This window comes from Nocardiopsis halophila DSM 44494 (genome assembly GCF_000341245.1).
Lineage (GTDB): Bacteria > Actinomycetota > Actinomycetes > Streptosporangiales > Streptosporangiaceae > Nocardiopsis_A > Nocardiopsis_A halophila.
This window is the reverse complement of sequence record NZ_ANAD01000234.1, coordinates 1-24,328: the sequence shown is the minus strand read 5'-3', so window position 1 is coordinate 24,328 and position 24,328 is coordinate 1. Positions and strand designations below refer to the sequence as shown.

Annotated in this window: 22 protein-coding genes and 2 pseudogenes; 14 read left to right on the top strand and 10 right to left on the bottom strand. The window is 71.4% G+C overall.

What is annotated here, in order from left to right:
* Window positions 1–195 precede the first annotated feature (195 nt).
* Window positions 196–1,200: an aldo/keto reductase family protein gene (locus tag D450_RS34335; protein WP_026128761.1), complete on the bottom strand. Its 1,005-nt coding sequence runs from the start codon at window positions 1,198–1,200 to the stop codon at window positions 196–198.
* A gap of 168 nt (window positions 1,201–1,368) precedes the next feature.
* Window positions 1,369–1,965, bottom strand: a pseudogene (locus tag D450_RS34330) (DUF3043 domain-containing protein); the annotation flags it as partial.
* Between the two features lie 74 nt (window positions 1,966–2,039).
* Here D450_RS34330 and D450_RS0125215 point away from each other — a divergent pair.
* From D450_RS0125215 to rpsD, 8 genes and pseudogenes are all read left to right on the top strand, one after another.
* Window positions 2,040–2,819 carry a PspA/IM30 family protein gene (locus D450_RS0125215; protein WP_083932784.1) on the top strand — a complete coding sequence of 260 codons (780 nt, stop codon included), beginning with the start codon at window positions 2,040–2,042 and terminating at the stop codon, window positions 2,817–2,819.
* Window positions 2,816–3,100 (top strand): PspA-associated protein PspAA, encoded by a 285-nt coding sequence (gene pspAA, locus D450_RS0125210; protein WP_017541405.1) that lies wholly within the window; start codon window positions 2,816–2,818, stop codon window positions 3,098–3,100. The genes D450_RS0125215 and pspAA overlap by 4 nt, the downstream gene beginning before the upstream one ends.
* Before the next feature lie 169 nt (window positions 3,101–3,269).
* Window positions 3,270–4,190: a zinc metalloprotease HtpX gene (gene htpX / locus D450_RS0125205; protein ID WP_017541404.1), complete on the top strand. Its 921-nt coding sequence runs from the start codon at window positions 3,270–3,272 to the stop codon at window positions 4,188–4,190.
* Between the two features lie 39 nt (window positions 4,191–4,229).
* Window positions 4,230–4,772: pseudogene (gene pspAB / locus D450_RS31260) on the top strand (PspA-associated protein PspAB).
* 93 nt (window positions 4,773–4,865) lie between these two features.
* Window positions 4,866–5,984, top strand: a complete 1,119-nt coding sequence (locus tag D450_RS0125195) for a glycerate kinase family protein (RefSeq protein ID WP_026128760.1) — start codon at window positions 4,866–4,868, stop codon at window positions 5,982–5,984.
* A 565-nt stretch (window positions 5,985–6,549) separates the two neighbouring features.
* Window positions 6,550–6,903, top strand: a complete 354-nt coding sequence (locus D450_RS0125190; RefSeq protein ID WP_017541402.1) for a HesB/IscA family protein — start codon at window positions 6,550–6,552, stop codon at window positions 6,901–6,903.
* 170 nt (window positions 6,904–7,073) lie between these two features.
* On the top strand, window positions 7,074–8,045 hold the full coding sequence (locus D450_RS0125185) for a carbohydrate kinase family protein (protein ID WP_017541401.1): 972 nt from the start codon (window positions 7,074–7,076) through the stop codon (window positions 8,043–8,045).
* Between the two features lie 361 nt (window positions 8,046–8,406).
* Complete coding sequence (rpsD, locus tag D450_RS0125180) at window positions 8,407–9,018, top strand: 30S ribosomal protein S4 (RefSeq protein WP_017541400.1); 612 nt, start codon at window positions 8,407–8,409, stop codon at window positions 9,016–9,018.
* A 634-nt stretch (window positions 9,019–9,652) separates the two neighbouring features.
* Here rpsD and D450_RS0125175 read toward each other — a convergent pair.
* The gene (locus tag D450_RS0125175; RefSeq protein ID WP_017541399.1) at window positions 9,653–9,889 is read right to left on the bottom strand and encodes a sulfurtransferase TusA family protein; all 237 of its coding nucleotides are present in this window, start codon (window positions 9,887–9,889) and stop codon (window positions 9,653–9,655) included.
* A gap of 343 nt (window positions 9,890–10,232) precedes the next feature.
* On the opposite strand from D450_RS0125175, the gene ctaC reads away from it, so the two are divergent.
* The 4 genes from ctaC to D450_RS0125155 all read left to right on the top strand — a co-directional run bounded on the left by ctaC (window position 10,233) and on the right by D450_RS0125155 (window position 14,971).
* Window positions 10,233–11,276: an aa3-type cytochrome oxidase subunit II gene (gene ctaC / locus D450_RS0125170; protein WP_449289486.1), complete on the top strand. Its 1,044-nt coding sequence runs from the start codon at window positions 10,233–10,235 to the stop codon at window positions 11,274–11,276.
* Window positions 11,276–12,955: an aa3-type cytochrome oxidase subunit I gene (ctaD, locus tag D450_RS0125165; protein ID WP_026128759.1), complete on the top strand. Its 1,680-nt coding sequence runs from the start codon at window positions 11,276–11,278 to the stop codon at window positions 12,953–12,955. The genes ctaC and ctaD overlap by 1 nt, the downstream gene beginning before the upstream one ends.
* A 12-nt stretch (window positions 12,956–12,967) precedes the next feature.
* Window positions 12,968–13,393, top strand: coding sequence for a cytochrome c oxidase subunit 4 (locus D450_RS0125160; RefSeq protein ID WP_026124355.1), 426 nt, complete (start codon window positions 12,968–12,970; stop codon window positions 13,391–13,393).
* Between the two features lie 246 nt (window positions 13,394–13,639).
* Window positions 13,640–14,971, top strand: a complete 1,332-nt coding sequence (locus tag D450_RS0125155; protein ID WP_017541394.1) for a L,D-transpeptidase — start codon at window positions 13,640–13,642, stop codon at window positions 14,969–14,971.
* Window positions 14,972–15,434: 463 nt separating this feature from the next.
* Here the strand turns inward: D450_RS0125155 and qcrB are convergent, their stop codons facing one another.
* Genes qcrB through ctaE form a run of 4 tightly spaced genes read right to left on the bottom strand, consistent with a single transcriptional unit; the run spans window position 15,435 to window position 19,805 of the window.
* A complete protein-coding gene (gene qcrB / locus D450_RS0125150; protein ID WP_017541393.1) occupies window positions 15,435–17,108 on the bottom strand; it encodes a cytochrome bc1 complex cytochrome b subunit in 1,674 nt (557 codons plus the stop codon).
* 3 nt (window positions 17,109–17,111) lie between these two features.
* Window positions 17,112–18,242 carry a cytochrome bc1 complex Rieske iron-sulfur subunit gene (gene qcrA / locus D450_RS0125145; RefSeq protein ID WP_017541392.1) on the bottom strand — a complete coding sequence of 377 codons (1,131 nt, stop codon included), beginning with the start codon at window positions 18,240–18,242 and terminating at the stop codon, window positions 17,112–17,114.
* On the bottom strand, window positions 18,235–19,161 hold the full coding sequence (qcrC, locus tag D450_RS0125140; protein ID WP_083932782.1) for a cytochrome bc1 complex diheme cytochrome c subunit: 927 nt from the start codon (window positions 19,159–19,161) through the stop codon (window positions 18,235–18,237). Before qcrC ends, qcrA begins: the two co-directional genes overlap by 8 nt.
* A gap of 17 nt (window positions 19,162–19,178) precedes the next feature.
* On the bottom strand, window positions 19,179–19,805 hold the full coding sequence (gene ctaE / locus D450_RS0125135) for an aa3-type cytochrome oxidase subunit III (RefSeq protein ID WP_169541702.1): 627 nt from the start codon (window positions 19,803–19,805) through the stop codon (window positions 19,179–19,181).
* A gap of 349 nt (window positions 19,806–20,154) precedes the next feature.
* Here ctaE and D450_RS0125130 point away from each other — a divergent pair, with 349 nt between their 5' ends.
* Both D450_RS0125130 and trpD read left to right on the top strand, forming a co-directional pair.
* Window positions 20,155–20,577 (top strand): hypothetical protein, encoded by a 423-nt coding sequence (locus tag D450_RS0125130; RefSeq protein ID WP_017541389.1) that lies wholly within the window; start codon window positions 20,155–20,157, stop codon window positions 20,575–20,577.
* A 279-nt stretch (window positions 20,578–20,856) separates the two neighbouring features.
* A complete protein-coding gene (gene trpD / locus D450_RS0125125) occupies window positions 20,857–21,924 on the top strand; it encodes an anthranilate phosphoribosyltransferase (protein WP_394296835.1) in 1,068 nt (355 codons plus the stop codon).
* A 111-nt stretch (window positions 21,925–22,035) separates the two neighbouring features.
* Here trpD and D450_RS0125120 read toward each other — a convergent pair whose 3' ends face one another.
* The 3 genes from D450_RS0125120 to D450_RS0125110 form a co-directional block, all read right to left on the bottom strand.
* The gene (locus tag D450_RS0125120; RefSeq protein ID WP_017541387.1) at window positions 22,036–22,311 is read right to left on the bottom strand and encodes an Lrp/AsnC family transcriptional regulator; all 276 of its coding nucleotides are present in this window, start codon (window positions 22,309–22,311) and stop codon (window positions 22,036–22,038) included.
* A 27-nt stretch (window positions 22,312–22,338) separates the two neighbouring features.
* The gene (locus D450_RS0125115) at window positions 22,339–23,103 is read right to left on the bottom strand and encodes a rhomboid family intramembrane serine protease (RefSeq protein ID WP_017541386.1); all 765 of its coding nucleotides are present in this window, start codon (window positions 23,101–23,103) and stop codon (window positions 22,339–22,341) included.
* 16 nt (window positions 23,104–23,119) lie between these two features.
* Window positions 23,120–24,328 (bottom strand): DEDD exonuclease domain-containing protein (locus tag D450_RS0125110; RefSeq protein WP_017541385.1); only part of this gene is annotated, 1,209 nt, incomplete at its 5' end.

Below are 24,328 nucleotides of genomic sequence, written 5' to 3'. Positions count from 1 at the left end.
AGGGGGCGCGCACCCGGGGCGGGGACGCCGGTCGCGCCGCAGCGGTCGCACCGCTCGGAAGGGCGCGGCCGACAGTTCCACCACTCCAGCGGACACGACCGTGGCCGACCGCGTTTCCGGGAGGGCCGCGCAGTCCCAGTCGGTCCAGCTCCGGACCGCGCCCGGCCGGTGCCGGACCGGCCGGGCCGCAGAGGCTCAGGGGCGCCTCTCCGGGCTGATGGTCAGGCCCGGGTCGCGCTGCACCTTGTCGCCGAGGATCTCGTCGATCCGCTCCAGGACGTCAGGAGACAGGATCACCCCGGACGCCCGCACGTTGTCCCGCACCTGCTCGGGCCGGCTGGCGCCGATGATCGCCGTCGACACGTTGCGGTTCTGCAGCACCCAGGCCACCGCCAGCGCGGCCATGCTCAGCCCCACCTCGTCGGCGACCGACCGCAGCCGCTGCACCCGGCGCAGCAGCTCCTCGTCGTCCATGTACTTGGCCATGGTCTGCGCGCCGCCGCCCTCGTCGGTCGCGCGCGAGCCGGCCGGCGGCGCCTGGCCCGGCGCGTACTTGCCGGTGAGCAGCCCCTGGGCGATGGGGGACCAGACGATCTGCCCCATCCCCTCGCGCTCGCTGACCGGCACCACCGCCGACTCGATGACCCGCCACAGCATGTTGTACTGCGGCTGGTTGGACACCAGCCGGTCGAAGCCCATGTCGTCGGCGATCTTCACCGCCCGCTCGATCTCGTCCGCGCGCCACTCCGAGACGCCGACGTAGAGCACCTTTCCCTGGCGCACCAGGTCGTCGAAGGCCCGGAGGGTCTCCTCCAGCGGCGTCTCGTAGTCGAACCGGTGCGCCTGGTAGAGGTCCAGGTAGTCGGTGCCCAGACGGCGCAGGGACTCCTCGCAGCCGCGGACGATGTGCTTGCGGGAGAGCCCGCGGTCGTTCTTCCCCTCGCCCATGGGCCAGTAGACCTTGGAGAAGATCTCGATGCCGTCCCGGCGCTCGCCCTTCAGCGCCCGGCCCAGCACCTCCTCCGCGCGCCCGCGCGCGTAGACGTCCGCGGTGTCGAAGGTGGTGATGCCCTCGTCCAGGGCCGCGCGCACGCATGCGACGGCCGCGTCCTCCTCCACCTGCGATCCGTGGGTGATCCAGTTGCCGTAGGAGATCTCGCTGACGACGAGACCGCTGCTGCCGAGGTGACGGAATTCCATGGGGGAACGATAAGCGCGCGGGACCCGCCCTGTGCAGAGCGGGTCCCGCGCGTCGGTTCCGGGAGGGGAGGGGCGCCGGTCAGCCCTTGGCGGCGGTGCCGATCGGCTNGCTTGGGGGAGCCGCAGCCGCCGGATCTGCAACTGGCGCGTGGCCGCGTACAGGCCGATGCCGCGCAGGTTGTCGTCGTTGGGGAAGTGCTCGGCGGTGTACTTCTTCACCCTGCGCGCCACGAAGACGCCCTCGACCACGATGGTGACCATCATGACCGGCCAGGCGATGTAGGTGATGCCGGCCTGGATCTCCACGGGGGCGGCGATCAGCGCCACGATGATCACGAGGGAGAAGTAGAGGAAGAACTCGCTGAGGCTGCGCCGGGAGTCGACGGCGTCCCGTGCGTAGGCGCGCGCCGGGCCGAGGTCCTGGGGGCGGAAGTACCGCTCCTCGCCCTTGGGGGCGCCGGACTTGGAGGCCGTGCGCTGCTGCTCGCGGGCGCGGCGCTCGCGGTACTGCCGGTAGGCCTCCTTGCGCGACTGCGGCGCGTTGAGGGGACGGCGGAGCTCGGCCTGGCTGTCCCGGCGCTTGGGTGTGGGCACCCCCTTCTTAGGGGTGTAACCCTTCTGCTGCGAGGCCTCAGTAGTCTCGCCGTTGACAGAGTCGGCCACGGCCGGCTCTTTGGATTCGGAAGCGGTGCGACGTCGGAACACATCCCACAGGGTAGCCGGTCCCCGCCGCGTGGATGGCGCTGCATGGCGACCGCCCTCCATAGCGCGTAGGGTTGGAAGACAGCGCCCGCCGGGAACAGCCGATCGTACGGACCGAGAAGGGGACGGCCACGCCGATGAGCGTGTTTCAGCGACTTTCCATGATCTTCAAGTCCAAGGCGACCAAAGCCCTGGACTCCGTCGAGGACCCTCGGGAAACACTCGACTACTCCTATCAGAAGCAACTGGAACTGTTGCAGAAGGTCCGGCGCGGGGTGGCCGACGTCGCCACCTCCCGCAAGCGCGTCGAGTTGCAGATCCAGCAGCTCGAGCAGCAGTCGGGCAAGCTGGAGAACCAGAGCCGCGCGGCACTTGAGCAGGGGCGTGAGGACCTCGCCCGCGAGGCCCTGACTCGCAGGTCCGGTCTGCAGTCCCAGGTGGACGGCCTCAAGCAGCAGCACGAGCAGCTGCAGGGCGAGGAGCAGAAGCTCACTCTGGCCGCGCAGCGCCTGCAGGCCAAGGTGGACTCCTTCCGCACCCGCAAGGAGACCATCAAGGCCACCTACACCGCCGCCCAGGCCCAGACGCAGATCAGCGAGGCCTTCTCCGGCATCTCTGAGGAGATGGGCGATGTGGGCATGGCCGTGCAGCGGGCCGAGGACAAGACCTCCGAGATGCAGGCCCGGGCCGGGGCCGTGGACGAGCTCCTGGCCTCGGGCGCCCTGGACGACGTCTCGGGCAGCTCCAAGGACGACATCCAGTCGGAGCTGGACCGCATGGCCAGCACCAGCGGTGTCGAGCTGGAGCTGGAGAAGATGAAGAACGAGCTGGGCCAGGGCAACGGGAGCGCGGCACCGCAGCTGGAGAGCGGCTCCGAGGGCCAGTCCCAGCCCAACCGCCAGGGGGAGGGCGCATGATCGTCCGCATCATGGGGGAAGGGCAGCTGGACCTGTCCGAGGCGGACATGGACCTGCTCAACTCGGTCGACACCACGCTGGAGCAGGCCATCGACTCCGGTGACGAGGCGAGCTTCCGCGAGGCCCTGGACAGCCTGCTGGCGAAGGTCCGCGAGCACGGCAAGCCGCTCGCGCTGGACTCCCTGGAGTCCTCGGACTTCGTCCTCCCTCCGGCCGACGCCTCGATGGACGAGGTCAAGGAGATGCTGGGCGATGAGGGGCTCATCCCCGACGTCTCCTGAGACCTCGCCTGTCTTCCGGTGAGCGCGCGCCCCGCACGGGGGCGGATCGAGGCCGTCGCGGCACTGCGCTGCGGCGGCCTCTGCGTGTCTCACCTTCCTCTCACCTGTTCGTGGCACCCTCAGGCCTAGACTGGACATGCAGGGCGAAGCGGCGAGAAGGCGGGCGTAGATGGCTGGCTCGAAGTTCATCCCCGACAGAGGGCTCACCGCCCGCATGGTGCTCACCATGGCCCTGCTGGGCGTGGTGTACGTGGCGTTCATCGTCGCGCTGATCCTGGTCGGCCTGCCCTGGCCGCTGGTGGTGCTGCTGGTCGTCGGCTTCGCCGTGGTCCAGTACTTCACCTCCGACAAGATCGCGCTGTACGCGATGGGCGCGCACGAGGTCACCCCGGAGCAGGCGCCGCAGCTGCACGCGGTGGTCGACCGGCTGTGCGCCATGGCGGACATGCCCAAGCCGCGCGTGGCCGTCGCCGACACCGACGTGCCCAACGCCTTCGCCACCGGCCACAACGAGAAGAAGGCGGTGGTGTGCGCCACCACCGGCATCCTGCGCCGGCTGGAGACCGAGGAACTGGAGGCGGTCCTGGCGCACGAGCTGTCGCACGTGGCCCACCGCGACGTGATGGTGATGACCATCGCCGGCTTCCTGGGGATCGTGGCCGGGTTCCTCACCCAGATCGGCCTGCGGTTCGCCGCATTCGGCGGCGGGGGCGGCCGCAACAACAACGGCCCCTCCCCGGCGATGATCGCGCTGGCCGTGGTGGTGGTGAGCGCCATCGTGTGGGCGCTGAGCTTCCTGCTCACCCGGGCGCTGTCGCGCTACCGCGAGCTGGCCGCCGACCGCGCCGCGGCCTACCTGACCGGGCGCCCCTCGGCCCTGGGCAGCGCCCTGACCAAGATCACCGGCGACATGGCCCGCATCCCCAGCCGCGACCTGCGCCAGGCCGAGCCGTTCAACGCCTTCTTCTTCACGCCCGCCTTCTCCAAGAGCGGGTTCACCATGGGGCAGCTGCTGGCCACCCACCCTCCTGTGGAGCGCCGCCTGGAGCAGCTGTCCTCCATCTCCCGCCAGCTGGGCACCGGGTCCTAGAGGGCCCCGGGCCGCCGCCGCACGCACCAAGGAGCCCCGTTGAGTTTCCTCCGCGCCCTGCTCGGGCGTTCTAAGCCCGCCCGCCCCGATCTGGACGCCCTGTTCGCGCTGCCCTCGGCGGCGGTGACGCTGGAGGCGGCGGCCGGCTTCACCCCGACCGGCACCGGATCGGTGGCCTTCCGCGCCGCCGAGGGCAAGGCCTTCGCCGACCTGGAGCGCGAGGTCACGGAGCNGGGGCGGCCCGCCGGTGGAGACCGTCGCCGACGACTACGGCTACACCTGGCTGGTGCTGCGCTCGTCGACCGAGAGCGGCATCTCCGACCTGGTGACCGATGTGCACGCGGTCAATTCCAGCCTGGAGAACGCCGGCTTCGGCCCCTCCCTGCTGTGCTCGCTGACCGCCTTCGCCGACGGCAAGGACCGCAGGGTGGCGCTGGTCTACCTGTACAAGCGCGGCACCTTCTACCCCTTCGCCCCTTCGGGCGGGCAGCGCCGGGACAACGCGCTGGAACTGCNGGCCCCCTGCCGATCGAGGAGGACAAGGGGCGCTGGTTCCCGGTGTACGGCGCGCCCGGACTCTGATCCTTTCGTCAAGCGGAATCTGGTTATCGCGAAGCGGATAAAAATTCCTCCGGACCCCTGGCCCGGGCAGGGGAGACGGGGCACACTGGTCGGGTGCGAATCGTGATTGCCCCAGACAAGTTCGCCGGCACCCTGAGCGCGGTCGAGGCCGCCGAGGCCGTCGCCTCCGGCTGGCGCGACGTGCACCCCGGTGCCGACACCCGGACCGTCCCGCTGTCCGACGGCGGTCCCGGCTTCGTGGAGGTACTGCACGCCGCGATCGGCGGCAAGCTCCTGACCGCCGAGGTCACCGGCCCCCTCGGCGCGCCGGTCCGCGCCGACCTGCTGCTGGACGGCGAGACGGCCTACGTGGAGAGCGCCCTGGCCTGCGGCCTGCACCTGGTGCCCCGGGCCGACCGCGACCCCGCGCGCACCACCACCCGCGGCGTCGGCGAGCTGATCGCCCGCGCGGCGCGGGCGGGGGCGCGCACCGTCGTCGTGGGCATGGGCGGCAGCGCCACCAACGACGGCGGCGCCGGCATGCTCGCCGCGCTCGGTGCCGCCCCGGCCGACCGGCTCGGGGGCGGCGGGGGCGCCCTGGCGGGGCTGGGCGCCGCCGACCTGGCCCCGGCCCGCGCCGCGGTCGAGGGGGTGCGCCTGATCGCCGCCACCGACGTGGACAACCCGCTGCTCGGCGAGCACGGGGCGAGCGCCGTGTTCGGCCCGCAGAAGGGCGCCGGCCCCGAGCAGGTGCGCGCCCTGGACGCGGCGCTGGCCGACTTCGCCGACGCCACCGACCCGGACCGCACCCTGCGCGCCGAGCCGGGCGCGGGTGCTGCCGGGGGACTGGGGTACGGGCTGCTGGCGCTCGGCGGCACCGTGGAGTCGGGGGTGGCCCGGGTGCTGGAGGCGGTGGGCCTGGACGCCCTGGCCGAAGGCGCCGACCTGGTCGTCACCGGCGAGGGGTCGTTCGACTTCCAGTCGCTGCGCGGCAAGCTGCCGCACGGGGTGGCCCGCACCGCCGCCCGCCACGGGGTGCCGTGCGTGGTCACCGCCGGCGCGGTCTCCGCCGACCCGGCCGAGGCCGCCGAGGCCGGGGTGACGGCCGCCTACTCGCTGGTGGAGTCGGCCGGCTCCACGGAGGCCGCGATGTCCCGCTCCGCCGAGGAACTGCGTGCGCTGGCCGCCTCCATCGCCCGTACCTGGCCCGACATCGGCGGAGCGAAGGGCTGAGGGGGCGCCGAGAGCGCGCCGACCCGTCCGTCGTGGGACCTGCAGGGCCGTCGGCACCCCCGATGCGCATCGAGAGTGGTGAAATCGCCACTTCACGACGCCGATCGTGGTGATTCCGCCACTCTCGATCGCCGACCCGCCGACCCGCCGACCCGCCGACCCGCCGAAGAGCCCGGTACTCCGCTCTCCCGTCCCCTCTCAGGCCCGGCCGCCCCACCGGCGGCGAACCTCCGGACACCCCGGCAGAAGGCGTTTGAGAAGGGACGGGGCGACGCCTCGGCCGACCGTCGGCGGCGGGCCGGTCCCCGGGCGGGCGGGGCGTCCCTTCGTGAAGGGCGAGGCGACGGTCGGGGCGACCGCACGATGGCGGGCGCTCCGTGCAGGACCTAACCTGGAGGCAGGGCACCGAGGCGCCCAGCCGGGGCGGAATGCGCCACCGGACCTCGGTGTTGGGACCGCTGAGGACCGAAGGGCCCCGTGCGCGGCCGCGCGGGGGTTCCGGAGGGCCGCCGGCGCCGCCCGGCGACGGGGGTCGACGTACACGCCTTCTTGGAGGAGCTTGCAGATGACGGTTCAGAGCGACGAGGCCACGGCGCAGGGGATCATCCTCACCGACGAGGCGTCGGGCAAGGTCAAGGCGCTCCTTGACCAGGAGGGCCGGGACGACCTCCGGCTTCGCGTGGCCGTCCAGCCCGGCGGCTGCTCGGGGCTGCGCTACCAGCTGTTCTTCGACGAGCGCGAGCTCGACGGCGACGTGACGGCCGAGTTCGGCGGCGTCGAGGTGGTCACCGACCGGATGAGCGCCCCTTACCTCATCGGCGCCACCATCGACTTCGTCGACACGATCGAGAAGCAGGGCTTCACGATCGACAACCCCAACGCCACCGGTTCCTGCGCCTGCGGCGACTCCTTCAACTAGGGAGTCCGCGGCGGCGGGGCCGCACGGACCAGGGCCCGTCCCGGCACGGCCGGGACGGGCCCTTCGACGTGCGCGGACACCGTGTGCCTGCAGGGGCCTTCCCTGGGGCCCGAGGCGGCTGGGTAGGGTTGTTCCTCGTTCAGATCTCCCCGACCCAAGGAGCACTCCGAGTGCGCATCGCGGTTACCGGATCGATCGCCACCGACCACCTGATGACCTTCGACGGGCGATTCGCCGAACAGCTGATCGCCGAACAGCTGGAACAGGTTTCGCTGTCGTTCCTGGTGGAGGAGCTGGATGTGCGGCGCGGCGGGGTCGCCGCCAACATCAGCTACGGCATGGGCCGCCTCGGCCTCAAGCCGCTGCTGGTCGGCTCCGTCGGCGCCGACTTCGCGGAGTACCGCGCCTGGCTCGAACGGCACGGCGTGGACACCTCCGGCGTCCGCACCTCCGATCGCAAGCACACCGCCCGTTTCGTGTGCACCACCGATCGCGAGCAGAACCAGATCGCCTCTTTCTACGCCGGCGCCATGTCCGAGGCGCGCGAGATCGACCTCGCCGCCCTGGCCGCCGAGCACCGGATCGAGCTGGCGCTGATCGGCGCCAACGACCCCCAGGCCATGATCCGCCACAGCGAGGACTGCCGCCGCACGGGTCTGGCCTTCGCCGCCGACCCCTCGCAGCAGCTCGCCCTCATGGAGGGCGAGGACATCCGCAAGCTGATCGACGGCGCGGCCTACCTGTTCACCAACGAGTACGAGAAGGCCCTGGCCGAGCAGAAGACCGGCTGGAGCGACGAGGAGGTGCTGGAGCGCGTCGGCATCCGGGTGACCACCCTGGGCGCCAAGGGCGTGCGCATCGACCGCAAGGGCGAGCCGCCGATCGCCGTCGACGTCGCCGAGGTGTCGGAGAAGGCCGACCCCACCGGTGTGGGCGACGCCTTCCGCGCCGGCTTCCTGGCCGCCACCGCCTGGGGCCTGCCGCTGGAGCGCGCGGCCCAGGTCGGCAACGCCATCGCGGTGCACAGCCTGGAGGTCAACGGCCCCACGGAGTACGAGCTGACCCCGGCCGGCCTGCTCTCGCGGATCACCGCCAGCTACGGCCGTGAGGTCGCCGACGAGGTCGAGCCGCACCTGGCCTGAGGCGCGCGGGCGGGGGCCGGGGCCGCACGGGCCCGCCGCGGCGGGGTGGGACGCCGTGTGCAGGAGCCTTGTGGCGCGGGCACCCCGCCCGACCGCGTAAAGTAGGACAACGACCCGCCCGCCCGGCTCCGGCCGGGCGGGGCCTTCACCGGCCGCCGCGCTGAAACGCGTGGCGGCTCTCGTGCGGAGAGGCCCTCCGCACGCGCCACCGCCGGTACGCGGTCCGGGTCGGCCGCACCGGTAGGGAACGGCGCGCACGCGGCGATCGCCGCGGCGACCCGGGCGGCCTGTGGGCCCCCTCCCAGAACTAGGCGAGCCTTACCTGGGATTCCCTCCACTGACGAAGCGGAAAGAGGAGAACATGCGCTACACCGGACCTAAGGTGCGGTTGTCCCGGCGCGCGGGTACCCCGCTGACCCGTAAGGCGGTCAGCTACTTCGAGAAGCGGCCCTACCCCCCGGGTGAGCACGGCCGCCGCGTCCGCCGCTCCACGAGCGACTACGCGGTCCGCCAGGCCGAGAAGCAGAAGCTGCGCTGGTACTACGACCTGTCCGAGAAGCAGCTCGCGCGGGTCTACGACAACGCCAAGAAGCGCTCCGGCCGTACCGGCGAGGAGATGATCGCCGAGCTGGAGCTGCGGCTGGTCACCCTGGTGCTGCGGGCCGGCTTCGCGCCGTCCGTCTACGCGGCCCGCCAGTACGTCAACCACGGCCACATCACCGTGGACGGCAAGAAGGTCGACATCCCGTCCTTCCAGGTCAAGCCGGGCCAGGTGATCGGCGTTCGGGAGAAGTCCCGGAACATGGTGCCGTTCGTGGAGGCCTCCGAGGGCGTGCACGCCGACGACAAGATCGCCGGCTTCCTCGCGGTCAGCCACAAGGACCTGCGCTGCGCGGTCGTCGACCGCCCCAAGCGCGACCAGGTGCCGGTGCCCTTCGACGAGCAGCTCGTCGTCGAGTACTACTCGCGCTGACCCTTCGCGGGAACGAGCGCGGCGAGGGCCGCGCCCCGGAGCATCCGGGGCGCGGCCCTCGCGCATGTCCGGCCTCTTCCAGGGCACGCACGCCTCCCCCTCTGCAGGGGGACGGCCGAAGGCCGGCGGCCCGGCACTCGGCCAGGGGTGTGCAGAGGCGGTTCGCTCCGGTGGGGACCGCCGTATTCGGCTCGTGGGGTGAGCCCCCTGAGCGAGGTCGGGGCGGGGCCGTGTCCATGGGCGGGCGCCACCGTCCGCCGGAGGCGCCTCGGGGGCGGCGACCTGCAGGGCGTGTACGCCCTCGCCCGTCGGTGGCCGGGCGCAGCCGTCCAGGCCGGGCCACCTCCGGGTACGCCGTGCCAGGCGCCCTGACGTGAGCGGGCCGCGGGCGGTGGTGTCGGTGATCGCCGACGCGGCCACGGGCGGCGCCGGCCGACGCCGGTCGCGGAGGGGCGCGCGGAGCCGGTCCGTCCAGGCCTCCGCTCCTCCCTCGGCGGGGTGCGGGACCGGCGGAGGAGGGGCGGACCGGTGTCCGTGGAGCCGGGCGGAGCCGGATGCGGCGCGGGGTGTCCCGATCGGACCAACATCACGATGGTCACGGGAGGGAAACGGCCGCGCCGTCCGGGGCGCCTCCTCAGTACATCCGCCGGATGTGGAACGCACTCCCGCGCTCCAGCGGAACCTCGGCGACGAACCCCTGCATCTTCATCCGGCACCACGCGGGGATGTCGGACGATGCGGCGGGATCGTCGGCGGTCACGGCGATCACGGAGCCGATCGGCACCTCGCGGATGCGCTCCGCGAGCATGATGATCGGGATCGGGCACTTGCGGCCGATCGCCTCCACGGTCACCAGCGGCTGGTCCCCCACGGGTGGCTCCTCCGTCCCCTGTTCGTCCTGCTCCGTGTCCTGATCTTTACCCGTGCCCGCGGCTAACGGGCACCCGGTTAAGGGTGCTGTAAATCCAGCGATACTCTCGCCTTAGCCCGCCCGAGACGGCTCCGCTGGGACCCGCCCGAGCGGGACGGGGACCACGCACCGGCCCGCCGGCCGGACGGACCGCCCGCTCCGAAAGGGGTGTCGAGCAACACGCTGACCTGGCACGCCCGTGAACGGCGCAGCGGGCGGTTCGCGATAATGTTCCCCCTGACAAGCTTCGGATAGACGACCGCCCGCGCACTGGCCGCGGGCATCACCGCTGGGAAGGCAATCCGTGAGTCCGACCCGCCATAGGAATCGGCGCGAGGCAGTGCGCCGATGGGCACCACGTGGCGCCGTGCTCGCCGCGTTGGGACTGGCCGCGACCGGGTGCGCGTCGAACGAGTTCACTCGTTTGGGTGTGCCGGAGCCGATCACCGAGCAGGGGCAGCGCGTGCTCGCGCTGTGGCAGGGCTCGTGGGTGGCGGCGTTCGCGGTCGGCATCCTCGTGTGGGGGCTGATCATCTGGTCGATCATCTTCCACCGCAAGCGCTCTGAGCAGCTGCCGCCGCAGGTGCGGTACAACATGCCGATCGAGGCGCTCTACACCGTCCTCCCGATCGTGGTCATCGCCGTCCTGTTCTACTTCACGGCGCGCGACCAGACCTATCTGCTGGAGACCGACGAACAGGCCGACGCCAACGTCGAGGTCGTCGCCTTCCAGTGGAGCTGGGAGTTCAACTACCTGGACCAGTCCAAGGCCGAGGCGGCCGAGGCCGCCGACGACGAGGACGCCGAGCCCGAGACCCTGTTCTCCGAGGCCGGCACCCCCGACCAGATGCCCACCCTGGTCCTGCGCGAGGGCGACGTCGTCCACTTCGACCTGCACTCCCCGGACGTGATCCACTCCTTCTGGATCCCGGCGTTCGCCTTCAAGATGGACGTCATCCCGGGCCACGACAACGAGTTCCAGGTCAAGGTCAACGAGGGCACGGCCGGCACCTACATGGGCCGCTGCGCCGAGCTCTGCGGCGCCGACCACACCCGGATGCTCTTCCAGGTCGAGGTCATGGAGCCGGACGAGTACGACGCCTGGTTCGCCGAGCAGGAGGAGGCCGCCGAGGCCGCCGCCCTCGAGCAGGAGGCCGCCGACCAGGAGGCCGGCCAGGAGCAGGACGCCGAGGCCGCCGACCAGGAGGGCGGCGCCGAGGCGGAGGACGCCCAGTCGCAGGACGGCGCCGAGGACGAGGAAGAGGCCCAGGCCGCCTCGGACGACGACCAGCAGGACGACGCCGCCGCGCGCGACGAGGAGTCCCAGGACGAGGAGGCTGGCCGCTGATGGCGACCGCGACTTCGACTCAGCAGGCCGTGAACCGGCCCGCGTCGACCCGTAAGGGGTCGATCATCGTCAGCTGGCTGACGTCGACCGACCACAAGGTCATCGGGTACATGTACCTGATCACCTCGTTCGGGTTCTTCATCTTCGGCGGCATCCTGGCTCTGCTGATGCGCGCCGAGCTGTTCTACCCCGGACTGCAGGTCATGTCGTCCGAGCAGTTCAACCAGATGTTCACGATGCACGGCACGATCATGCTGCTCATGTTCGCCACGCCGCTGTTCGTGGGCTTCTCGAACATCATCATGCCGCTGCAGATCGGGGCGCCCGACGTGGCGTTCCCCAGGATCAACCTGTTCGGGTACTACCTGTACCTGTTCGGGTCTCTGATCGCGGTCGGCGGGTTCCTGACCCCCGGCGGCGCGGCCAGCTTCGGCTGGTTCGCCTACACCCCGCTCTCGGACGCGGTGCGCTCCCCGGGCCTGGGCGGCGACCTGTGGATCCTGGGCCTGGCCGTCTCCGGTCTGGGCACCATCCTCGGTGCGGTCAACTTCATCACCACCGGCCTGTGCATGCGCGCGCCGGGCATGACGATGTTCCGCATGCCGATCTTCACGTGGAACTCGATGCTCACCAGCGTGCTGGTGCTGATCGCGTTCCCGGTGCTGACCGCGGCCCTGATCGCGCTGGGCGCTGACCGCATGGTCGGGACCCAGGTCTACAACCCCGAGCACGGCGGCGCCATCCTGTGGCAGCACCTGTTCTGGTTCTTCGGGCACCCGGAGGTCTACATCATCGCGCTGCCGTTCTTCGGCATCGCGACCGAGATCCTGCCGGTCTTCAGCCGCAAGCCGATCTTCGGCTACAAGAGCCTGGTCGGGGCGACCATCGCGATCGCCGGCCTGTCGGTCACCGTGTGGGCGCACCACATGTTCCCGACCGGCGCGGTCCTGCTGCCGTTCTTCTCCTTCATGACCTTCCTCATCGCGGTCCCGACCGGTGTGAAGTTCTTCAACTGGGTCGGCACGATGTGGCGCGGGCAGCTGGTGATGGCCTCCCCGATGCTGTTCACCATCGGCTTCATGGTCACCTTCCTGTTCGGCGGCCTGACCGGGGTGCTGCTGGCCTCCCCGCCCATCGACTTCCACGTCACCGACTCCTACTTCGTGGTGGCCCACTTCCACTACGTGGTGTTCGGCACCGTGGTCTTCGCGATGTTCGCCGGGTTCTACTTCTGGTGGCCCAAGTTCACCGGGAAGATGCTCAACGAGAAGCTGGCCAAGCTCCACTTCTGGCTGCTGTTCCTCGGCTTCCACGCCACCTTCCTGGTGCAGCACTGGCTGGGCGCGGCCGGGTTCCCCCGCCGCTACGCCGACTACCTGCCCACCGACGGGTTCACCGAGCTGAACCAGCTCTCCTCCGTCGGCGCGTTCGTCATGGGCGCCTCCACGCTGGTGTTCTTCTGGAACATGTGGGTCACCCACAAGAACGCGACCAAGGTCGAGGTGGACGACCCGTGGGGCTACGGCTGCTCGCTGGAGTGGGCGACCTCGTGCCCGCCGCCGCGGCACAACTTCACCTCGCTGCCGCGCATCCGGTCCGAGCGCCCCGCGTTCGACCTCAACCACCCGCACGCGGCCGCCCCCGGTGCCGTCCCGGCGGCCGCCACCTCCGAGAAGTAGGGCGTCGACACCATGAAGATGCAGGCATATCTGTTTATGGGCGTCTCGACCTTCTTCGGCCTCGCCGCGGCGCTGTACGCCTACTGGGCCTGGGTGGCCGAGGGGCACATCGAGTGGACCGGCACCGTGGCCCTGGTCGTCTCGATCGGGTTCGGCTGGATGGTCGGGTTCTGGCTCTGGCAGGCGGCCCGCCGCAGTGAGAGCCACCACGGGCTGGCGCCCGAGGACCGGCTCGACGGCGAGATCGCCGAGAACTCCGGGGAGTACGGGTTCTTCAGCCCGCACAGCTGGTGGCCGCTGTTCGTCGCGATGGCCGTGGCCTTCACCGCGGTCGGCGTGGCGATCGGCTGGTGGATGGTCTTCATCGGCGGTTTCGCGATCATCCTCACCTCGATCGGGTGGGTGTTCGAGTACTACCGCAAGGAGTTCCAGCACTAGGAGCGGCACCGGGCCCCGGCCCGTGCGACACGGCCCCGGCCGTCCCGCCTGACCTCCACGTGGGGAGGGCGGGGCGGCCGGGGTATTATTTTCGGACGTTCATACCCATCGGCGGTATCCGTCCGGGGCAGAGCGCCGGGAAGGCGTGCGAACCGGAACAGCGGAACATTTCCGCCCGCGGCGGCGTCTCCCCGAGTGCGACGGGGAGGGTCCCCGCCGCGCGGAGGCTCAGGAGGGCGCACCCTAGTGAAGCTCACAGCGAAGCCGGCGGCGCGCGGCGTCGGCGCGGGTCTGGCCGGGGCGGCGCTGGTCGTGGCGTCGGCCTGTACGGGCTCCGGCGCCGACCCGGCCGGATCCGAGTCGGGCTCCGATCCCGCCGTCGAGGTGGTGATCACCCCGGGCGACGGGGCCACCGACGTGCGTCCGGACGTCCCGCTGACCGTCGAGGCCGAGGGCGGCAAGGTCACCGACGTCCAGGTCGTCCAGGAGCTCCCCGAGGGCGCCCAGGACGGCCAGGAGCAGGGCCAGGAGCAGGACGGTGAGGGCGAGGAGGAGGGTCCCTCCGAGGCCGACACCGTCACCGGCACGCTCAGCGACGACGGTGCCACCTGGACCAGCGACTGGAACCTGATCCCCGGCGCCGATGTGCGCGTCGAGGCGGTGGCCGAGAGCGCCGAGGGCGAGGAGAGCGAGTTCACCGCCCAGTTCACCACCGCCTCCGCCGAGCAGGGCAAGGCGCTGGAGCTGCAGTCGAACTTCCCGACCAGCGGGGACAGCGTGGGCGTGGGCATGCCCATCATCGTCAACTTCGACCTGCCGGTGGAGAACAAGTCCCGGGTGGAGAACTCCATGGAGGTCGTCTCCGACGAGCCCAACGAGGGTTCGTGGGCCTGGCTCGACGACCAGACCGCGGTCTTCCGCCCCAAGGAGTACTGGAAGCCGAACCAGCAGGTGAGCGTCAACATGCGGCTGGCCGGGGTGGACGCCGGCGGCGGCGTGTACGGGGTGGAGAACCACCGGCTCGACTTCGAGGTCGGGCGCGACCAGCGCTCCACCATCGACGCGCAGACCCACCGCATGGTGGTCGAGCGCGACGGCGAGCAGATCAAGGACTTCCCGGTCAGCGTGGGCCGCGCCGACACCCGCGCCTACACCACCACCAGCGGCAGCCACCTGACCATGGAGAAGTACGCCGAGCTGGTCATGGACTCCTCCACGGTGGGCGTTCCGGTGGACAGCCCGGAGGGCTACAAGCTGGAGGTGGACTACGCGGTCCGCTTCTCCAACAGCGGCGAGTTCACGCACGCGGCGCCCTGGAACGGCTCCCTGGGCGAGGCCAACCTCAGCCACGGCTGCCCGAACATGGCCACCTCCGACGCCAAGTGGTTCTACGAGAACTCCTCCATGGGCGACCCGCTGGAGGTCACCGGCACCGACCGCCAGGTCGAGTGGGACAACGGCTGGTCGTACTGGGAGCTGTCCTGGGACGACTGGCTGGCCAAGAGCGAGACCGGCGAGCCGGACAAGACCGACGACACCGGAACCCCGGGGTCGGTCCACGGCGACCCGCAGGAGTAGGGCGGCGCCGCACGCCGTCCGTCGGACGGGCTCGGCGGGCTCAGGCGTCCCGGACGCACGGAAGGCCCCTCACGGCTTCGTGAGGGGCCTTCCGCGTGCTCTCCCGAACTCCGATGCGCTCGGGGGAGCGGGGCGCTCAGAGCGCAAATGAGGGCCGTCCGTAATCCACGTGTCCGGTGTCCGTTCCCCGGGGCCGCGGAGCGGCCCCGGGAGGGCCTGTCGGCGCTGACCCCGGCTCCTCCCGCCGGCACGGGGAGCCGGCGAACCGGGGCCGCCGGGAGCCGCGCCCCGGACCGTCGGAGGCGCCGCCCTGCCCCCTCTCTGGCGGGGCCTCTCGGCATCCCTCTGACGCCCTCTCCGGGAGCCCGCGGGACCGCCCTGTGGGCGCTCCCCGGACACGAACGAGGCCCGGCCCCCGAACGGATCGGGGGCCGGGCCTCGGCTGCGGAGCGGAGCGGTGCGCCTAGTGGCTGCCCGCCATCTCCTCGTCATGCTCCGAGTGGCCCGCACCGTGGTGCAGGTGGTGGCCGGTGTGGGCCTCCACCCCCTCGAAGGACACGTTGTCCTTGGTGAACCAGTGCGCGAGCCCGGCGCGGAGTTTGCCCTTCAGGCCGCGCGCGGCCGGGGCCTCCACACCGTCGGACTCCGGCTCCTCCACCGAGGCGATCATCTCGTCGTCGATCCGGTCGACCTCGGCCTTGCTCTCCAGCACGTGCACGGTGTCCTGCGAGGACTCCTTGTGCACCTCGATGAACTCGCCGCTGGGGAGCTGCTGGATCGTGCCGCTCTCGTAGCCGTGCTCCAGGGTCTCGCGGTCCCGGCGCTGCAGGCCCAGGCAGATCCGCTTGGCGATGATGAAGCCCAGGAACGGCCCGACGATGGCGGCGACGCGGAAGAAGTACGTCGTCCAGTACAGGCTGACGGAGAAGGTGTGCGACAGGATGTCGTTGGCCCCCGCCAGCCACAGGATGCCGTAGAAGACGACGCCGGCCACGCCCACACCGGTGCGGACCGGGGCGTTGCGCGGGCGGTCGGCGACGTTGTGCGCCCGCTTGTCCCCGGTGATCCACTGCTCGATGAAGGGCCAGGCCGCCAGCCCGCCGAAGATCAGGCCCGGGATCACCAGGCCCGGCACCAGCACGGCGATCGGCACCGCGTACCCGAAGACCTGGAAGTCCAGCCAGTTCGGGAAGATGCGCAGCGACCCCTCCATGAAGCCCATGTACCAGTCGGGCTGCAGGCCCGAGGTGATGGACGTGGGCGTGAAGGGCCCGAACAGGTGGATCGGGTTGACCTGCACGAACGCGCTCAGGGCGACGATCACGGCGAACACGAAGAAGAAGAACCCGCCCGCCTTGATGGCGAAGCCCGGGAACATCGGCGTGCCGACGACCTTCTTGTTCGTGCGCCCGGTCCCCGGGTACTGGGTGTGCTTCTGGTGCCAGAGGATCATGAAGTGCGCCACGATGAGCGCCAGCAGGATCCCCGGGATCAGCAGGATGTGCAGCATGTACAGCCGGGGGATGATGTCCTCGCCGGGGAACTCCCCGCCGAACAGGAACATCGAGACGTAGGTCCCGACCACCGGCAGGGCCAGCATCACGCCCTGCAGGATGCGCACGCCCATGCCCGAGGGCAGGTCGTCCGGGAGCGAGTACCCGAACAGGCCCTCGACCATGGCCAGGGTGAAGATGGCCACGCCGATGAGCCAGTTGATCTCGCGCGGCTTGCGGAACGCTCCGGTGAAGAACACCCGCAGCATGTGCACCACCAGGGAGGCGACGAAGATCAGCGCCGCCCAGTGGTGGATCTGCCGCACGAGGAAGCCCCCGCGCACGTCGAAGTCGATGCGCAGGGTGGAGGCGTAGGCCTCGCTCATCTCCACACCCTGGAGGCGCTCGTAGGAGCCGTCGTAGGTGGTGTGGGCCATGCTGGGGTTGAACCACAGGGTCAGGAAGACACCCGTGACCAGCAGGATGATGAACGAGTACAGCGCGATCTCGCCCAGCATGAACGACCAGTGGTTCGGGAAGACCTTGCGCAGGTTCTTCTCACCGGTCTTGGCCAGGTGGAAGCGGTCGTCGATCCAGTTGCCGACGCCGCGCAGCGCCTTGGGCGCCTGCGTCGTGGTGCTCATCGGCTAGTCCCCCTTCTCCGCGTCCCAGAACGTGGGGCCGACCGCGCTGGAGAAGTCGCCCTTGGCGATGAGGTACCCCTCGTCGTCCACGCCGATCGGCAGCTGGGGCAGCGGACGGTGGGCCGGGCCGAAGACGACCTTGGCGCCGTCGGCGGCGTCGAAGGTCGACTGGTGGCACGGGCACAGGATGCGGTGGCTTCCGCGCTCGTACAGCGCCGCGGGGCAGCCCACGTGCGTGCAGATCTTGGAGTAGGCCACGATCCCGTTGTGCGTCCAGTTCATCTGCTGCTCGGTCATCCCCGGCTTGAAGTCGCCCTCGGGGATCTTGATCAGCAGGACCACGGTCTTGGCCTGGTCGTTCAGGCTCAGGGCCGGGCCGTGCCCCTCTCCCTCGCCGTGCTCCTCGACCAGCGGGAAGGCGGAGATCATCGCGCCGTCCTCGGCCAGGTCCTCTTCCCGGATCTTCTTGTCCGTGCCCTCGACGACCATGTGCATGCCGTCTTCCCAGAGCGTGTGCTTGAGCTTGTCACCGGGCAGCGGCCCGGTGTCGCGCAGCAGCACGATGGGCGCCAGGCCCAGCGGCACCATGGAGAGCAGCAGGGTGCGCCGCAGCAGCGGCCGCTTGGTGAAGCCGCTCTCGTCCGCGCTCCGCATGAAGAAGTCGCCGAAGGACCCCTTCTCCTCGGGAGCCGAGGGAAGGTCGTCGTAGGGCGAGGAGACCTCGTAGTGCGGCATGATCCTGCGCGCCCACACGGTCATGCCCGCGCCGATGCCGAACAGGGCCAGGGCCAGAGTGCCGCCCAGCGCCATGTTCGAGTACTGGCCGATCTGCGGGTCGGCGATGGCCGGCTCGCCCTCGGCGTTGGGCGGGAAGGCGAAGTAGGCCACGAAGAAGCCGATGCCCGCGAGGAAGGCGATGAGGAACCACACCGCGGCCGTCTTCTCGGCGCGGCGCTGCTCCTCCTCGCTGTGCGTGTGCGTCTCCTCCGCGGGGTAGGCCCCCGGGTGCTCGGCGCCGGGGTCCTCGGAACCGGCCACGATCGCCTCGCCCTCCGCGGGGGAGGGCGTGCCGATGACGCGGTCGGCCGACCCGTCGGACGCGCCGTTGTCGTTGCTGTTGGTCTTGTCAGTCATGGGCTCGCTGCTTCGCGGTGATCCAGATCGCGCACGCGATGATCAGGGTCAGACCGACCGTCCATGCGACGAAGCCCTCGGCGACCTGCCCCACGCGGTTCAGGTCGAAGATCCCGCCGGCGTTCGGCTCGGCCTGGAGGGTCTTCACGTAGGAGATCAGTTCCTGCTTGTCCTCGGGCTCGATGGCGCCGTCGGTGAACACGGGCATCTGCCCCGGACCGGTCAGCATGGCCTCGTAGATCTGGCGCGGCGTGGCGTCGTGGATCTCCGGGGCCCAGTGGCCGCCGGTCAGGCCGCCGCCGGCCCCCGACCAGCTGTGGCAGTGCGCGCAGTTGGCCAGGTAGAGCTGCATCCCGGCCTGGGTGTCGGAGGCGCCCTCGACGTAGGCGTCGTAGGCCTCGTCGTACTCCTCCTTGGCCGCCTCGTAGGACTCCTCGTCCTCGAAGTCGGAGCGCTCCGGCTTGTCGCCCGGGGCCGCCTCGGGAACGGCCGGGCCGGCGCCCTGCCCGATCTCCTGCTCGTAGTAGGCGATCAGGTTGTCGATCTCCTCCCGGTCCCACGCCGGCTCCTTGCGGGGCATCTGCGCGTCCGGGTTGGAGGAGGGCATGCGGCCGGTGCTGACCTGGAAGTCCACGGCCGCGCCGCCGGCGCCGGTGATGTCCGGCGCGTTGTCACTGCCGCCGCCGTTGAGCCCGTGGCAGCTCGCGCAGCTGCGGACCCAGATGTCGCGCCCCTCCTCGATGTCGACGGTGGCGTCATCGGCAGGGTCGGCACCGGTCTGGGCGGCCATGACCTGGGCCTCGGCTCGGTCGGCACTGGGGGCCACCAGGGAGTAGCCCACGCCGAACACGGCCAACGCGAGTAGGACGACGACATACCCCGCTAGGGGATGCCGTCGCCGCGCGGTAATCCATTTCACGGTTTCCCCGTTTCGGGTTACTGGATGAAGTAGATGGTTGCGAACAGAGCGACCCAGACCACGTCGACGAAGTGCCAGTAGTAGGACACAACGATCGCGCTGGTGGCCTGCTGGTGGGTGAAGCGCTTCGCGGCGTACGTGCGTCCCAGCATGATCAGGAACGCGATCAGACCGCCGATCACGTGGAGCCCGTGGAACCCGGTGGTCAGGTAGAACATCGAGCCGTAGGCGCTGGACTGCAGGGTCAGGCCCTCGTGCACGATGAGCTCGTAGTACTCGTACGCCTGGCCCAGGACGAAGACCAGGCCCATGGCGAACGAGATGAAGAACCACTTGCGGAGCTTGCGGACGTCACCGCGTTCGGCCGCCCACACGCCGGCCTGGGCGGTGAAGCTGGAGGCCACCAGGATGACGGTGATGCCCAGCGCCCACGGCACGTTGAGGTGCGCGGCCGGCCACTCCCCGAGGTCGGGGTTGCCCACGGTCACGGATCGGATCGTGTAGTACATCGCGAACAGCGCAGCGAAGAACATGAGCTCGTTGGACAACCACACGATGGTGCCAACGCTCACCAGGTCAGGACGCTTGGCCGCACCATGTACTGGTGTCGGTGCTGTTTCTTGGTTCGCGGTTGCTGTCGCCACGCCTGCATTATTGCGGCATCTGGCGGAGGTTGGTGCACGACCCCCCGGAAGGGGCCGCTTCTCCTCTGATCTGCGGTGGCGCAGGCCGCACCGCGCCCCCGGGATCGTGATCCTCCCGTGATGGAGGAGGCCTCCGCGGGCCCCGGGGAAGCCCGCCAGGGCGCCCTGCGCCGTCCCGGAAGTCTCATAACGGTCTCGGCGGCGCCCGTACAGGCCGTCCGGGCGTGGCCTGCGTCGCACTCGGACTGGCATCCTGTCGTGGCGAAGGTCTCAGAGCGAACGTCGCGACGCGACAGGGCCGCGGCGGGGGCGATCCCCGGCCGCGCGAGATGTGAGGGACGGTTCAGTCATGGGTAACGCCGCCGACGCCCCCCGGATGCGGGTGCTCGTCTACAGCGACAAGGCTCAGGTCCGCGACCAGGTCCGCATGGCGATCGGGCGGCGCCCCGCCGCCGACGTGCCCAAGGTGGAGCTGGTGGAGTGCGCCACCGAGGCGGCCGTGCTCAAGCGGCTCGACGACGGGCTGGCCGACGTGTGCGTCTTCGACGGCGAGGCGGCGCCGGTCGGCGGCATGGGCCTGTGCCGCCAGGCCAAGGACGAGATCTACCGCTGCCCGCCGGTGCTGGTGCTCATCGGCCGCCGCGACGACGGCTGGCTGGCCGCCTGGTCGCGCGCGGACGCGGTGGTCAGCCACCCCGTCGACCCCGTCGCGCTGGCCGAGTCGCTGGCCGGGCTGATGCGGACCCGGATGGACGGGCTGGCGGCCCTGTAAGGCGCCCGGTAGTGTCGGACCGGGTCCCCGACGGCGGACCCGGTCCATGTGAGGTCCTCAGGAACACCGAACGGATCCCGACTCCGATGCAGCGATACCGCGCCGCCGCGCCGTGCACCGGCGGTCCCGCTCCGCGCCACTGCGAGCTCGCGCGATGGCCCCGATGGCGATGGCACACGCCCTCGGCCCGAGCCTGACCCGACCGCAGCGCCGCGCACCGCGGCGCGCCGACGCAGAGGAAGACGCATCGTGAACAGCCGTCCGGCCGACAGCCGTCCCCTGAACGGATCCGCCCCCGGCGCCGCCGACCCGACGTGGTCCGGGCTGATCAACGCCCTGCTCGCCGGGGAGGACCTGGCCAGCGGGCACACCGCCTGGGCGATGAACGAGATCATGTCCGGCTCGGCCACCGACGCCCAGATCGCCGGCTTCGCCATCGCGCTGCGCGCCAAGGGCGCCGGCGTGGACGAGGTCGTCGGCCTGGCCGAGGGGATGCTGGACAACGCCGTGCGCATCGACGTTCCCGGCCCCGCCGTGGACATCGTGGGCACCGGCGGCGACCAGGCGCACACCGTCAACGTGTCGACCATGGCGGCCGTCACCGCCGCGGCGGCCGGCGCCAAGGTGGTCAAGCACGGCAACCGGGCCGCCTCCTCCTCCTGCGGCACCGCCGACGTGCTGGAGCGGCTGGGCGTGGTGATCGACCTGCCGCCGCGCTACACCGCCCGGGTGGCCGAGCAGGCCGGGATCACCTTCTGCTTCGCCCCGCTGTTCCACCCCTCCTTCCGCTACACCGCCAAGCCCCGGCGGGAGCTGGCGGTGCCCACGGTCTTCAACTTCCTGGGGCCGCTGACCAACCCGGCCCAGCCGGGCGCGGCCGCGGTCGGGGTGTTCGACGCGGCCATGTGCCCGACGGTGGCCGGGGTCTTCGCCCGGCGCGGCACCTCGGCGCTGGTGTTCCGCGGCGACGACGGGCTGGACGAGCTGACCACCACGACCACCTCGCGGGTGTGGACGGTGCGCGGCGGGCGGGTGCGCGAGGACGTGCTCGACCCGCGGGACCTGGGCATCGGCCGGGCCGCCCCGGAGGACCTGCGCGGCGGCGACGTCGAGGTCAACGCCTCGGCCGTGCGCGCCCTGGTCGAGGGCGAGCGCGGGCCGGTGCGCGAGGCGGTGCTGCTCAACGCGGCGGCGGCGATCGCGGCCGCCGAGCAGCTGCCCGGGAGCCTGGAGGAGATGCTCGCCGCGGGGCTGGAGCGGGCGGCGGCCGCCGTCGACGACGGGCGGGCCAAGGACGTGCTCGACCGGTGGGTGGCCGTCAGCCAGGAGCAGGCCAAGCAGGACTGAGCCGGCGCCTTCGGTGCTGATCTCGGGGAACCCGGCCTCATCAGGGCGCTCTTAAGGCCGGGTTCCCCGAGATCAACGCGGGGCGGGCCGTCGGCGCGGGGCGGGCGGTCCTCAGATGCCCAGGGAGAACGCCGACTCCAGGTCGTGCTTGGAGTAGGCGTTGAAGGCGATGTGGGTGTCGGAGGAGCGCACCCCGGCGATCTTGTTCACCCGGCCGGGGATCACCTCGGCCAGCTCGTCGTGGCGGGGCACCCGCACCACCGCGATCAGGTCGATCCCGCCGGTCACCGAGTAGACCTCGCTGACCCCGTCGATCTCGGCGATCGCCTCGGCGACCTCCGGGATGCGGTCCACGTCGGCCTTGATCATGACGATCGCGGTGATCACGGTGGGATCCTCCTGGGTGCGAGGGTGTCAGTACACGTCGGAGAGCCGGGTCCCGGCGCGCCAGCGTATGCGGTGGACGAGCAGCGCCATGGCCGCCCCGGCGACGAACCCGTACACGTGCGCGGCGTAGGCCACGTTCGTCTGCCCGCCTCCGGGGTACAGCGAGACGCTGACGTACAGAACATACTGGAGCACGAAATAGGTGCCCACGAGCGCCCACCCGGGCAGCCGCACCGGCAGCACGAAGAACACCAGGGTGATCACCCGGCTGCGGAACTGCACCACCAGGTAGGCGCCGAGGACCCCGGAGATCGCGCCGGAGGCCCCCACCAAGGGGATCTGCGAGGCGGTGTCGGTCAGCGCGTAGGCCAGCGTGGCGACCGCGCCGGAGGCCAGGTACAGGCCGCTGTAGCGGACCCGGCCCAGCCGGTCCTCCACCACCGGGCCGAAGACGAACAGGTAGACCATGTTGCTCAGCAGGTGCAGCGCGTCCCCGTGCAGGAACATCGAGGTGAGCACGGTCAGCCAGGGGGCGGCACCGCCCGGCTCGCCCGGGCAGGGCGAGGGGGAGGAGACCTGCTCGCCGGTGAACAGCTCGACGGGGACCGCTCCCCAGCGGAAGACGTAGGCGTCCACGGCGCAGACGCGCTCGGCCAGGTCGCCGCCGTACCACAGCGCGACCATCGACATGGGGGAGGCGAGGTAGACCGCGACGTTGGCGGCGATGAGCAGGTAGGTCACGGCCGGGACCCGGCGGACCGGGTAGTCGTCGCTCAGCGGTATGCCTGCCATGGGCGCGCGGGTCCGTTCAACTGTGCTCGGCGGTCGTCTCCCGCGCCCAGTCTGTCAGGTCGCGGTGGCGTTCGGCGCCGCGGGCGGGGCATGTCCACGGCGCGTCGAGCTCGACCAGCCGCACCCCCGGGCCCTCCAGCCAGCGCAGCACGCACTCGGTCTCCTGGGGCGCGGCGGCCGGCGCCGGACCGGGGCCGGGCGGGACCGTCTCGGCCGTGGCGAGCAGCGCGGCGACGAAGCCGTGCGGGTCGGCGCCGGGCTCCATCACCGCGGCGGCCGCCAGCCGCCCGCGGCGCACCGCGTGCACCTCCCAGGAGCCGGGCGCCCCGGCCAGCGGGCGGGCGGCCACCAGCTCGCCGATGCCGGTCAGCGCCGACAGCCGCTGCGAGCGGGCGGCACCGCGCAGGAAGGCGGCCAGGCGGTCCCGGCGCACCGCCGCCTCCTCGTAGCGCAGGTCGGCCGAGAGGCCGGCGATGGCGCCGCGCAGCGCCTCCACCACCGTGTCCGGGTCGCCGGTCATGGCCTCGCGGGCGGCGTCGGCGTGCACCGCGTACTCCTCGGGCCCCTCGGCGCCGGTGCAGGGGGCGCCGCACCGGCCCATCTGCGCCAGCACGCAGGCCGGGCCGGCGTCGCCGCGCCCGATCCTGCGGGTGCACTGGCGCAGGGGGAAGGCGTCCAGCAGCGCCTCGCGGGCCAGCTCGGCCTCGCGCGCCGAGGTGAAGGGGCCCAGATACGGGGCGCCGTCGTCGCGGACCGTGCGCACCTTGGACAGCCGGGGGAAGGCCTCGGGGGTCAGCTTGATCCAGCTGGCCCGCTCGGGGTTGCGCGAGCGGCGGTTGTAGGGCGGTTTGCGCTCGGCGATCAGCCGCATCTCGCGCACCTCGGCCTCCAGGCCGGTGGCACACGGGATCGGGGTGACCCCCTCGACCAGGCCGATCATCTCGCGCACCCGGCCGCGGGTCTCGGCGGCGGTGAAGTAGGAGCGCACCCGTTTGCGCAGCGAGGTGCTCTTGCCCACGTACAGCGCCTCGCCGCGGGCGTCGGAGAACACGTACACCCCCGGCGCGTCGGGCAGGCCCTCGCCCAGGTGCCGTTTGGAGCGCTGGGCCCGGGTGGGGGCGGTGCGGAACGCGCACAGCTCCTCCACGCTGTCCACGCCCATGGGGCCCAGCCGCTCCAGCAGCCCGTGCAGCACCCCGGCGGCGGCCCGGGCGTCGTCCAGGGC